Source organism: Pseudomonas sp. xss_2 (assembly GCF_043104195.1).
GTDB classification, from domain to species: domain Bacteria; phylum Pseudomonadota; class Gammaproteobacteria; order Pseudomonadales; family Pseudomonadaceae; genus Aquipseudomonas; species Aquipseudomonas urmiensis.
In genome coordinates this window covers 54077-65955 of record NZ_JBICKL010000091.1, presented here as the reverse complement: position 1 = coordinate 65955, position 11879 = coordinate 54077, and the positions used below count along the sequence as shown (strand labels likewise).

At 62.5% G+C, this 11879-nt stretch carries 8 protein-coding genes; all 8 read left to right on the top strand.

The annotated features are described in order from the left end of the window. The first annotated feature begins 64 nt into the window (after nt 1-64). Nucleotides 65-949, top strand: a complete 885-nt coding sequence (pilM, locus tag ACF8K2_RS23355) for a type IV pilus biogenesis protein PilM (protein ID WP_392467894.1) — start codon at nt 65-67, stop codon at nt 947-949. Further along, a complete protein-coding gene (locus ACF8K2_RS23350) occupies nt 949-1485 on the top strand; it encodes a PilN domain-containing protein (RefSeq protein ID WP_392467940.1) in 537 nt (178 codons plus the stop codon). The genes pilM and ACF8K2_RS23350 overlap by 1 nt, the downstream gene beginning before the upstream one ends. A gap of 11 nt (nt 1486-1496) precedes the next feature. Further along, the gene (locus tag ACF8K2_RS23345) at nt 1497-2498 is read left to right on the top strand and encodes a pilus assembly protein PilP (RefSeq protein ID WP_392467892.1); all 1002 of its coding nucleotides are present in this window, start codon (nt 1497-1499) and stop codon (nt 2496-2498) included. Beyond that, nucleotides 2416-3687: a type IV pilus secretin PilQ family protein gene (locus ACF8K2_RS23340; protein WP_312151418.1), complete on the top strand. Its 1272-nt coding sequence runs from the start codon at nt 2416-2418 to the stop codon at nt 3685-3687. The genes ACF8K2_RS23345 and ACF8K2_RS23340 overlap by 83 nt, the downstream gene beginning before the upstream one ends. Before the next feature lie 4 nt (nt 3688-3691). Beyond that, nucleotides 3692-4210, top strand: coding sequence for a shikimate kinase AroK (aroK, locus tag ACF8K2_RS23335; protein ID WP_186556571.1), 519 nt, complete (start codon nt 3692-3694; stop codon nt 4208-4210). A 98-nt stretch (nt 4211-4308) separates the two neighbouring features. Then, nucleotides 4309-5406 carry a 3-dehydroquinate synthase gene (gene aroB / locus ACF8K2_RS23330; RefSeq protein ID WP_392467889.1) on the top strand — a complete coding sequence of 366 codons (1098 nt, stop codon included), beginning with the start codon at nt 4309-4311 and terminating at the stop codon, nt 5404-5406. 15 nt (nt 5407-5421) lie between these two features. After that, the gene (locus tag ACF8K2_RS23325) at nt 5422-7038 is read left to right on the top strand and encodes an AAA family ATPase (RefSeq protein ID WP_186556573.1); all 1617 of its coding nucleotides are present in this window, start codon (nt 5422-5424) and stop codon (nt 7036-7038) included. A gap of 374 nt (nt 7039-7412) precedes the next feature. Then, complete coding sequence (gene gltB, locus ACF8K2_RS23320; RefSeq protein ID WP_186556574.1) at nt 7413-11858, top strand: glutamate synthase large subunit; 4446 nt, start codon at nt 7413-7415, stop codon at nt 11856-11858. Nucleotides 11859-11879 lie beyond the last annotated feature (21 nt).

The following is an 11879-nucleotide window of genomic DNA, read 5'->3' as shown; positions in this document are numbered from 1 at the left end:
CCGGCCGGCCCTGGCCGCCGGATCGGTGGGCGCGGTTTGGCGACGATGGAGCAGGGAGGCAGCGATGCTTGGACGCTTTGGCAAGGATGCCGGTTCACTACTGGGGGTGGAAATAGCCCATGATTCGATACGCATGCTGCAAGTGCAGCGTCGACAAGGGCGCTACCGGGTACTCGCCTGGGCGCAAGAAGCGCTGGACGTGCCATTGCACGCAGATTGGTCAAAAGACTATCAGCCACTGATCAAAGCGCTGCGCAGCGCCTATCTGCGCAGTGGCTGCAAGCGCCAGCAAGTCGCCGTAGCGCTGCCTGGTGCTGAGGTGATCTGCAAGGTTTGCTCTCTACCGGCAGGGCTGACCGCCGCGCAGCTGGAGGAGCGGCTGCTCGCAGACGCAGAGCGGCTGTTTCCTTTTCCACTCGAAGACCTGGCCATGGATTTTCAGGTAATGGGCGCTTCGCCGCAGGCTGAGGGGCATGTGGATGTCCTGGTGGCTGCCTGTCGTCAGCGCTCACTCGAGCTGTTGGAGCAGGTGTTTGAAGAGGCAGGTTTGCAGGCCGTAGCGGTGGAGGTCGACAGTATCGCCCTGCGACGGGTTCTACCGGCTGGCAACCACGCTTTGCTGCGGATTGAATCGGCTGGTGCAGCTCTGCATACCTGGTCTGACACGGGCTTGCCGCAACGTCAGGAGGTGCGCTTTGCTCCATCTGAACCTTGCGAAGCGCGTCTGGCGCGGGCTGCCCAGCTTTTCCGTGGTGCCACCCCCCAGGGGCTGATGGTTGCAACGCAACCTATAGAGCCTGGCTGGATCGACGGCTTACAGCAGCGCTTGGGGATACCTTGCGATCAGTTCCGCGCTCTACATGGGGTGCGGGCGGATGTAAAAGAACTCTCTTTGTTCGCGCCGTCCATGGCACTGGCCTGCGGCTTGGCGCTGGGAGGAGGGCAATGATGGTTCGCCTCAATCTATTGCCCTGGCGTGAGCGACAGCGACTGGCGGCAGTGCGACGGTTTCAGCGTGGTCTAGTGGTTAGCCTGCTGTTCGCGCTTTGCGCGGTCATGGTGCTGGACCATATGGCGCGTCAGCGTGGGCTCCAGCAAGCCTCAAGGATTGCTGAGCGCCAAGCTGGCCTCGCGCAGCTGGATGTACAACTGGAGAGCCTTGCTCAGTTGCGCCAGGCGCGTGAGCGCACGCTGGCACAATCAGCCGCCCTGGCGGCCTTGAGGGTGGACCAGGGCGTACTGCCAAGACTGTTCGCCGAGTTGGAAAGGGCGTTGTCGGCCGGGCTGCAACTCACCGACCTGTCCTTGCAAGACGGGCAGCTTGAATTGACCGGGCTGGCGGCGTCTTCGGCTGTGGTCGCTCAGTTTATGCGCGAACTGCAACAGTCACGGCTACTTGAAGGGTTGGAACTCAAGCAAATCAAGGCGCATTCCCAGGGCGATGAGTTCCTGCTGCTGGCCCGTTTGCCGGCGCTTTCCAGGTGATTGGCGCGTGGTTGCCCGAATGGCAGGGGCTTGCTGTCAGTTCTCGAGCGTTCAAGGTAGCGGCCCTGGCTGCTCCCGCCTTGCTGGTGTTGGGCCTGGGCTGGCTGTTACGACTGCAAGAGCCACAGCAATCGTATCGGCAGGGTTCTGAGGTGCTCGTCGAGTTGGCGCGGGCGCACGCGCAAAAGTCGCAGCAGATGCAGGATCTGCCGACTATCAAGGCCGCGCTGGCTGATAGCCAAGTCCAGCTACAAGACGCCCGTTGGCGCCTCGCGGCGGGAGAGGGCATGAGTGATCTGCTCGACCAATTGGCCAGTTCCGGACACGCCCATGGACTGTCGTTCGAACGGCTCGATGTGCTGGAGGAGGTCCAGGCCAGCGACTATTGGGTTGCGCCTTTGCAGATTGAAGTCATGGGTAGCTATTCGGCGTTGCGCATGTGGCTCGACGAGTGGCTGGGGCAAATGCGCTTGTTGCGCCCCTCAGGGCTGCGCCTGGAAGCAGCGCAGGGCCGCACAGGCGTGTTGCGGATGCGTCTGCAGGTTCAGGCTTATCACGCCGGGCAGACGCTGCCGCTGCCATTGTCGCTGGCTCATGAACCAGCCCGGGAAGCCACCGAGGCGCCTCGCTCAGATCCGTTCCAATCTTGGTCATCGAGGCTCGCAGTGGATGGTTTGGCCAGGGTGCCGCTGGCACAACTGGAAATGGTCGGCAGCCTTTCGCGTGCTGGCCAATCGCAGGCGCTGGTGTGGTCAGCGGGCCGAATCTATCGGGTCAAGGTGGGCGATCCCCTGGGCAGGGATGAGGGCGTCGTCACGCGCATCGATGAGCGCCAGATAGAAGTGCTTGAACGAGTGTTCCTCGGGGGTGCCTGGCAGCACCGGTCGACGTATCTCGCGCTCAGGAAGCGCGCGGGCAAAGGGGTCAAGGATGAGCGTGAAGCAGCTGTCGGTGTGGGTAGTGGCAATGATCCTGTGGATTCAGGGGGCGTCAGCGGCGACTTACGAGGGTGAACCGTTGTCGTTGAACTTCCAGGACGTAGAAGTGCGCTCGATCCTACAAGTGCTGGCTGACTACGCCGGGATCAATCTGGTGGTCAGCGACTCGGTCACTGGCAACATCACCTTGCGGCTGGAGCAGGTGCCCTGGGATCAGGCCTTGGACCTGGTACTGCGCAGCAAGGGGCTGGCCCGGCGCCAAGAGGGGAGTGTCCTGCTGGTAGCGCCAGTGGCCGAGTTGGCGGGGCAGTCACGCGAGGCGCAGTTGGGGCTGGAGCTCGATGCACAGTTGCAGCCGCTGGTTCGCGAGCTGCTGCCCATCCATCACGCCAAGGCGAGCGAACTTGCCGAGCTGTTGCGGGCCACGCTCGCCGAAGCGGGAGAAGCTGGGCGCGGCAGCCTGAGCGTGGATGTGCGCACCAACACCTTGGTTGCCCACCAGCCGGCAGCGCGACTCAAAGAGTTGCGACGCTTGGTCGCGCAACTGGATGTGCCTGTGCGTCAGGTCATGATCGAGGCGCGCATCGTCGAGGCCAATGTCGATTACGAGAAAAGCCTGGGTGTGCGTTGGGGCGCGTCATTCTCGGCGGGCGATGCGCAGCTGACTAACGGCCTGTTTGTCGACCTTGGCGTCGATCGCGCCACATCCGGTGTGGGTTTGGGGTTGCTGCGTGGCGATACGTTGCTCGATCTTGAGCTCAGTGCCATGGAAAAAAGCGGCAATGGCGAGATCATTTCCCAGCCCAAAGTGGTTACGGCAGACAAGGAGACTGCCCGCATCCTCAAGGGCACCGAGGTGCCCTATCAGGAGACCAGCAGAAACGGCGCGACCTCTATCTCCTTTCGCGAGGCATCGTTGTCGCTGGAGGTCACCCCACAAATTACGCCAGACGGTAGCGTTATCATGACGGTCAAGGTGACCAAGGACGAGCCAGACTTCGTCAATGCCTTGAACAACGTACCGCCGATTCGCAAGAACGAGGTCAATGCCAAGGTCCGGGTGGCTGATGGCCAAACCATTGTCATCGGTGGCGTCTACTCGACTTCGCAAAACAATGTAGTCGACAAGGTGCCATTTTTCGGCGATCTGCCGTATGTTGGGCGGCTGTTTCGACGCGATGCATTACAAGAGAAAAAATCCGAGCTGCTGGTCTTCCTGACTCCGCGTATCATGAGTGACCAGGCGATTGCTGTGAGTCGTTGATTCTGTGCGAAATTTGATACTTGTAGGCCCCATGGGTGCTGGTAAAAGCACCATCGGTCGCCTTTTGGCCAAAGAGCTGCGTTTGCTGTTCAAGGATTCCGACAAGGAAATCGAGCTGCGAACCGGCGCCAATATCCCGTGGATCTTCGACAAGGAAGGCGAGCCGGGTTTCCGTGATCGTGAAGAGGCGATGATCGCCGAACTCTGCGAGCTGGACGGCGTGGTGGTGGCCACCGGTGGCGGCGCAGTGATGCGTGAGGCCAATCGCCAGGCACTGCACGCCGGCGGACGAGTGATCTACCTGCACGCCTCGGTGGAGCAGCAGGTCGGCCGCACCGCACGTGATCGCAATCGCCCGCTGTTGCGCACAGCCAATCCCGAGGCGACCTTGCGTGCGCTGCTGGAATCGCGCGATCCGCTCTACCGCGAGATCGCTGACCTGGTGGTGGAAACCGACGAACGGCCACCGCGCATGGTGGTGCTCGACATCCTCGAGCGCCTGGAGAAGTTGCCGCCCCGCTGAGCCGGGGACTATCCTCGGCAGCCAATGCCGAGGCAGGGTTCAACGTTACCGCGCGGATTGCACTGGCGATGCCGCGCCCAAGCACATTGTGGGGATACATGCAGACACTAAAGGTCGATCTGGGCGAACGCAGCTACCCGATCTACATTGGCGAAGGCCTGTTGGACCAGCCTGAGTTGCTGGCACCGCACATTGCCGGCCGGCAAGTCGCCATCGTTTCCAACGAGACCGTCGCGCCGCTGTATCTCGAACGCTTGAGTCGCACCCTGGGCGCCTACTCGGTGGTGCATGTGGTGCTGCCCGACGGCGAAGCCTACAAGAACTGGGAAACCCTGCAACTGATCTTCGATGGCCTGCTCAGCGCACGCCATGATCGGCGTACCACCGTGGTCGCACTGGGCGGAGGGGTGATCGGTGACATGGCGGGTTTCGCTGCCGCTTGCTATCAGCGCGGTGTCGATTTCATTCAAGTGCCGACCACGCTGTTGTCCCAGGTCGATTCCTCGGTTGGCGGCAAGACCGGCATCAACCACCCGCTTGGCAAGAACATGGTCGGTGCCTTCTATCAGCCCAATGCGGTGCTGATCGACACCACTACCCTCAAGACCCTGCCAGAGCGCGAGCTGTCGGCAGGGCTTGCCGAAGTCATCAAGTACGGCCTGATCTGCGACAAGCCGTTCCTTGACTGGCTCGAAGAAAATATGACGGCCCTGCGTGGCCTGGATAACGCTGCCCTGACCGAGGCCATTCGCCGCTCCTGCGCGGCCAAGGCTGCGGTGGTCGGGGCTGACGAGCGTGAGTCTGGCGTGCGTGCGACCCTCAACCTGGGTCATACCTTTGGCCATGCCATCGAGACCCACATGGGCTACGGCGTCTGGCTGCACGGCGAAGCCGTGGCAGCAGGCACGGTAATGGCCCTGGAAATGTCCATGCGCCTGGGCTGGATCGACCAGCCGGCGCGTGATCGCGCTATTCGCCTGCTGCAGGACGCAGGATTGCCGGTGGTGCCCCCACAGGAAATGACCCCGGCGCATTTCATGGAGCATATGGCGGTCGACAAAAAGGTTCTCGACGGTCGCTTGCGCCTGGTGCTGTTGCGCCAGCTGGGCGAAGCCGTGATTACCGACGACTATCCGAAAGAGATCCTTCAGGCCACGCTGGCAGCGGATTACCGCGCGATCGTGGCCCAGCTTTGAGGTTGTGACAGCGCAATGACCAGTTTGCATGCCGATGAGGCGTTTCTCGACCATTACCAACTGAGCCACGATCCGTTCGCGCCGCGTGTGCCCGGCTTCAAGTTCTTCCCCGCCCAGCGCAAGCCGGTGTTGGGGCAACTGCATCACCTGGCCCGCTACAGCCAGCTGATGCTGGTAGTCACCGGCCCGGTGGGCAGCGGCAAGACCCTGCTGCGCCAGGCGCTGGTGGCAAGCACCAACAAACAGTCGGTACAGAGCGTGGTGGTTTCTGCCCGTGGCGCCAGCGATGCTGCCAGCGTGCTCGGCCAGGTGGCCCAGGCGCTTGGGGTAGCCCAGGCCGAGGTGCAAGCCATTCTGTCCCAGGTGGTACAACTGGCGCTGACCGGCCAGGAAGTCTATCTGTTGGTGGACGATGCGGAACAACTCGGCGAGTCGGCACTCCAAGCGTTGCTGGAGTTGGCGGCGGGGGTTCCGGAAGGGCGTCCGCACGTGTTCCTGTTCGGTGAGCCCTCGCTGATCGCAGGGTTGGATGAGCTCAATGCTGATGGTGATCGTTTCCACGTCATCGAGCTTGCCCCCTACAGCGAGGAAGAAACCCGCGAGTATCTGGAGCAACGCCTGGAGGGCGCTGGCCGGGGCATCGAGGTGTTCAGCGCTGAACAGATCGTCGATATCCATGAACATTCGGACGGCTGGCCTGGCACTATCAACCAGGTCGCCCGCGATACCTTGATCGAAGCCATGATCGCCACCCGCAGTACGGCGAAGCGACCATCCATGGGGTTCAAAATGCCTAAAAAACACGTGCTCGCGCTGTCTGCTGTCGTAGTGGTCGCCGTTGCTGCGGCGGTCCTGATGCCCAAGAAGGGCGCCGATAAAGCCCCTACCGACGCGCCTGCGGCCCAGGCCCAGCTGCCGTTGGGTGAAGGCCAGCCGGGCAACGCCCAGGCCAACAATGGCAACCCTGCCATCGAGTTCTCCGGCTCCTCCCAGCCAATGCCACTGCCGCTGGTAGGTCAGTCGCAGCCGGTCATGCGCGAGCCGCTAGCCCAGGCCGCAGGCATGGGCGATGGCGAAGAGGGCGGTCCAGCTGGCAACACTGCGTTACAACCCGCCAACCCGCCGACCGTTACCACCATTGCGCCGCCTGAAGGTGTTCCTGCGGGGCCAGCTGCGGCGCCTGCGCAGCCAATCGCCAGCGCGCCAAGCCAGCCGGTTGCGCCTGCGCCAAAGCCTGTTGCAACCCAGCCGGCCAAACCGGTAGCGCCTGCCAAGCCCGCGCCAGCTCCGACTCAGGTTGCAACCGCCAAGCCTGCGGCTAAACCTGCTGCCGGTGGCAGTGGCAACAGCGGCTGGTACTCGGGCCAGAAACCAGGCAATTACGTGGTGCAGATCCTCGGCACCAGCTCCGAGGCATCGGCCCAATCGTTCGTCAAAGCGCAGGGTGGCGACTATCGCTACTTCAAGAAAACCCTGCAGGGCAAGCCACTGTACGTCGTCACTTACGGCAACTTCGCCAACCGTGATGCAGCGGTTGCGGCAATCAAGAACTTGCCAGCGAAGGTCCAGGCTGGTAAACCTTGGCCACGTACCGTTGCCAGCGTCCAACAAGAGCTGGCTACGGCTCGCTGATACCTTCCGGGCGGCACCACCCCGCTGCCCAGATGCTGAGCGACTCCTGACTTTCGTCTAGCCTGCTGCGTTCAAACGCGGCAGGCTTTTCTGTCCCAGACTGCCGGCCACAAGCCCTCTCTTGCAGTCCAGGCTGAAACGCTTCAGACTCCGATCAATGCCGTACCACGGTGACAGGTCAAAAACATTCAAAATTGCGACATAAATTTACAACGATTCGTCGTTAGAATTTGTGAGCTTCACTGTCGCTGTGCAACAATGGTTTCACGTTGCCCCCCGCAAAAAAGCTGGCATTCGACCGGTGTGGATGGTAAGTGGTTGTACTAAAAAGAGATTTGCCTCCGTCGAGAGGTGAACCTGGTGAGAATGTGTCTATGAAAACAGGTCTGTACCATCCGGAAGAATTCAAGGACAACTGTGGTTTCGGCCTGATCGCCCATATGACGGGCGAGCCAAGTCACCACCTTCTGCAAACTGCCATGCAGGCGTTGACCTGCATGACCCACCGCGGTGGGATCAACGCCGACGGCAAGACCGGCGACGGTTGCGGCTTGCTCATGCAGAAGCCCGATCAGTTTTTGCGCGCCGTGGCCCAAGAGCATTTCGCCGTCGAGCTGCCCAAGCAGTACGCGGTAGGCATGGTGTTCTTCAACCAGGACCCGGTTAAAGCGCAAGCCGCGCGCGCAAACATGGACCGCGAGATCCTCGCCGCTGGCCTGAAGCTGGTCGGCTGGCGCAAAGTGCCGATCGACACCAGCGTGCTCGGCCGCCTGGCCCTGGAGCGCCTGCCGCAGATCGAGCAGGTATTCATCGGCGGTGAAGGCCTGAGCGACCAAGAGTTCGCCATCAAGCTGTTCAGTGCCCGTCGTCGCTCGTCTGTGGCCAACGCCCACGACAGCGACCACTACATCTGCAGCTTCTCGCACAAGACCATCATCTACAAAGGCCTGATGATGCCGCGCGATCTCGCGGCGTTCTATCCAGACCTCGATGACCCACGCCTGCAAACCGCGATCTGCGTGTTCCACCAGCGTTTCTCGACCAACACCCTGCCGAAATGGCCGTTGGCCCAGCCGTTCCGCTTCCTCGCCCACAACGGCGAGATCAACACCATCACCGGCAACCGCAACTGGGCCATGGCCCGTCGCACCAAATTCGCCAACGACCTGATTCCCGATCTCGAAGAGCTTGGCCCGCTGGTCAACCGCGTAGGTTCGGACTCCTCGAGCATGGACAACATGCTCGAACTGATGGTCACCGGCGGCATCGACCTGTTCCGCGGCGTGCGCATGCTGGTGCCACCAGCGTGGCAGAACGTCGAGACCATGGACGCCGACCTGCGCGCCTTCTACGAATACAACTCCATGCACATGGAGCCGTGGGACGGCCCGGCCGGTATCGTCATGACCGAAGGTCGCCATGCCGTCTGCCTGCTCGACCGCAACGGCCTGCGCCCGGCGCGCTGGGTCACCACGCGCAACGGCTACATCACCCTCGCCTCGGAAATCGGCGTGTGGGACTACAAACCAGAGGACGTGGTCGCCAAGGGCCGGGTTGGTCCGGGGCAGATCTTTGCCGTGGACACCGAGACCGGGCAGATCCTCGACACCGACGCCATCGACAACCGCCTCAAGTCGCGCCATCCGTACAAGCGCTGGTTGCGCCAGCACGCCACGCGCATCCAGGCGACCCTGAGCGATGACCAAGGCGCGGCCAGCTACGATGCTGACCAGCTCAAGCAATTCATGAAGATGTTCCAGGTCACCTTCGAAGAGCGTGACCAGGTCCTGCGTCCGCTCGGCGAGCAGGGCCAGGAAGCGGTCGGCTCTATGGGTGATGACACGCCGATGGCAGTGCTGTCGCAGCGCGTGCGTTCGCCGTACGACTTCTTCCGCCAGCAGTTCGCCCAGGTGACCAACCCCCCGATCGACCCGCTGCGCGAAGCGATCGTGATGTCGCTGGAGATCTGCCTGGGGGCCGAGCGCAACATCTTCCAGGAGTCCCCGGAGCATGCTTCGCGGGTGATCCTCAGCTCGCCAGTGATCTCGCCAGCCAAGTGGCGCTCGCTGATGAACCTGGAGCGCGAAGGCTTCGAGCGCCAGCTGATCGACCTCAACTACGAACAAAGCATTGGCCTGGAAGCTGCCATCCGCAACATCGCCGATCAGGCTGAAGAAGCGGTGCGGGCTGGCAAGACCCAGCTGGTGCTGAGCGACCGTTACATCGCCCCTGGCAAACTGCCGGTGCACGCTTCGCTGGCCGTGGGCGCGGTGCATCACCGCCTGACCGAACAGGGCCTGCGCTGCGACAGCAACATCCTGGTAGAGACCGCTACCGCCCGCGACCCGCATCACTTCGCCGTGCTGCTGGGCTTCGGTGCCTCGGCGGTGTACCCCTACCTAGCCTACGAAGTGCTGGCCGACCTGATCCGTACCGGCGAAGTGTTGGGCGATCTGGACGAAGTGTTCAAGTACTACCGCAAGGGCATCTCCAAGGGGCTGCTGAAGATCCTGTCGAAGATGGGTATCTCGACCATCGCCTCGTACCGTGGCGCGCAGCTGTTCGAAGCCATCGGCCTGTCCGACGAAGTGGTCGGCCTGAGCTTCAAGGGCGTGCCGAGCCGCATCAAGGGCGCGCGTTTCGTCGACCTGGAAGGCGACCAGAAGCTGCTCGCCGCCGAAGCCTGGAGCGCGCGCAAGCCGATCCAGCAAGGCGGGCTGCTCAAGTTCGTCCATGGTGGCGAATACCACGCCTACAACCCGGATGTGGTCAACACCTTGCAGGCCGCCGTGCAGCAGGGCGACTACGCCAAGTTCAAGGAATACACCACGCTGGTCGACACCCGGCCGGTGTCGATGATCCGCGACCTGCTCAAGGTCAAGGTGGCCGAGCAGCCGCTGGCGCTGGATCAGGTCGAGCCGCTGGAGGCGATCCTCAAGCGCTTCGACTCTGCCGGTATCTCCCTGGGGGCGCTGTCGCCAGAAGCCCACGAGGCCCTGGCCGAGGCGATGAACCGCCTGGGCGCGCGCTCCAACTCCGGTGAGGGCGGTGAAGACCCGTCGCGTTACGGCACCGTGCGTAGCTCCAAGATCAAGCAGGTCGCCACTGGCCGCTTTGGTGTCACCCCCGAATACCTGGTCAACGCCGAAGTGCTGCAGATCAAGGTGGCCCAGGGTGCCAAGCCGGGCGAAGGTGGTCAGCTGCCGGGCGGCAAGGTCAATGGCCTGATCGCCAAGCTGCGTTATGCGGTTCCGGGCGTGACCCTGATCTCGCCGCCGCCGCACCACGACATCTACTCGATCGAAGACTTGGCCCAGCTGATCTACGACCTCAAGCAGGTCAACCCGCAGGCGCTGGTCTCGGTCAAACTGGTCGCTGAAGCTGGCGTGGGCACCATCGCCGCCGGCGTGGCCAAGGCCTATGCCGACCTGATCACCATCTCCGGCTACGACGGCGGCACCGGCGCTTCGCCGCTGACTTCGATCAAGTACGCCGGTGCACCGTGGGAGCTGGGCCTGGCCGAGACCCACCAGACCCTGCGCGGCAACGACCTGCGCGGCAAGGTTCGGGTGCAGACCGACGGTGGCCTGAAAACCGGCCTGGACGTGATCAAGGCCGCCATTCTCGGCGCCGAAAGCTTCGGTTTCGGCACCGCGCCGATGATCGCCCTGGGCTGCAAATACCTGCGTATCTGCCATCTGAACAACTGCGCCACTGGCGTCGCCACCCAGAACGACAAGCTGCGCAAGGATCACTACATCGGCACGGTCGACATGGTGATCAACTTCTTCACCTTCGTCGCCGAAGAAACCCGTGAGTGGCTGGCCAAGCTCGGCGTCAGCAGCCTCGGCGAGCTGATCGGTCGCACCGACCTGCTCGAAGTATTGCCAGGCGACACCGAGCGTCAGCAGTACCTCGACCTCAGCCCGCTGTTGGGCAGCTCGCACATCCCGGCTGACAAGCCGCAGTTCTGCGAAGTCGACAAGAACCCGCCGTTCGACCAAGGCGAGCTGGCCGAGAAGATGGTCGAGATGGCCTTGCCGGCGATCCGCGACCAGGCCGGTGGTGAGTTCAGCCTGGACATCTGCAACTGCGACCGTTCGATTGGTGCGCGCATCTCTGGCGAAATCGCCAAGCTGTACGGCAACCAGGGCATGGCCGCCAAGCCGATCACCTTCCGCTTCAAGGGTACTGCCGGGCAGAGCTTCGGCGTGTGGAACGCCGGTGGCCTGAACCTGCTGCTCGAAGGCGATGCCAACGACTACGTCGGCAAAGGCATGACCGGTGGCAAGGTGACCATCGTGCCGCCTGCTGGCAGCCCGTTTAAAACCCAGGACAGCGCCATCGTCGGCAATACCTGCCTGTACGGTGCCACTGGCGGCAAGCTGTTCGCTGCCGGTACCGCAGGTGAGCGCTTCGCTGTACGTAACTCCGGCGCCCACGCTGTGGTCGAGGGCACCGGCGATCACTGCTGTGAATATATGACCGGCGGCTTTGTCTGCGTCTTGGGCAAGACCGGTTACAACTTCGGTTCTGGCATGACTGGCGGCTTCGCCTACGTGCTCGACATGGACAACAGCTTCGTCGACAAGCTCAACCACGAGCTGGTGGAAATCCAGCGTATCAGTGGTGAAGCGATGGAGGCTTACCGTAGCCACCTGGCGCGGGTCCTTGCCGAATACGTCGAAGAGACTGGCAGCGAGTGGGGGCGTGAGCTCTCGGAGAACCTGGACGACTACGTGCGGCGCTTCTGGCTGGTCAAGCCGAAGGCGGCCAATCTCAAGCAATTGCTGTCCAGTACCCGTGCCAACCCGCAGTAAAAGCAGCTGCAAGTGGCAAGC

Excerpts from the sequence above, each read along its gene's own strand:
- pilM (WP_392467894.1), top strand. The coding sequence starts at position 65 with ATGCTTGGACGCTTTGGCAAGGATGCCGGTTCACTACTGGGGGTGGAA.
- ACF8K2_RS23350 (WP_392467940.1), top strand. The coding sequence starts at position 949 with ATGGTTCGCCTCAATCTATTGCCCTGGCGTGAGCGACAGCGACTGGCG.
- ACF8K2_RS23340 (WP_312151418.1), top strand. The coding sequence starts at position 2,416 with ATGAGCGTGAAGCAGCTGTCGGTGTGGGTAGTGGCAATGATCCTGTGG.
- aroB (WP_392467889.1), top strand. The coding sequence starts at position 4,309 with ATGCAGACACTAAAGGTCGATCTGGGCGAACGCAGCTACCCGATCTAC.
- ACF8K2_RS23325 (WP_186556573.1), top strand. The coding sequence starts at position 5,422 with ATGACCAGTTTGCATGCCGATGAGGCGTTTCTCGACCATTACCAACTG.
- gltB (WP_186556574.1), top strand. The coding sequence starts at position 7,413 with ATGAAAACAGGTCTGTACCATCCGGAAGAATTCAAGGACAACTGTGGT.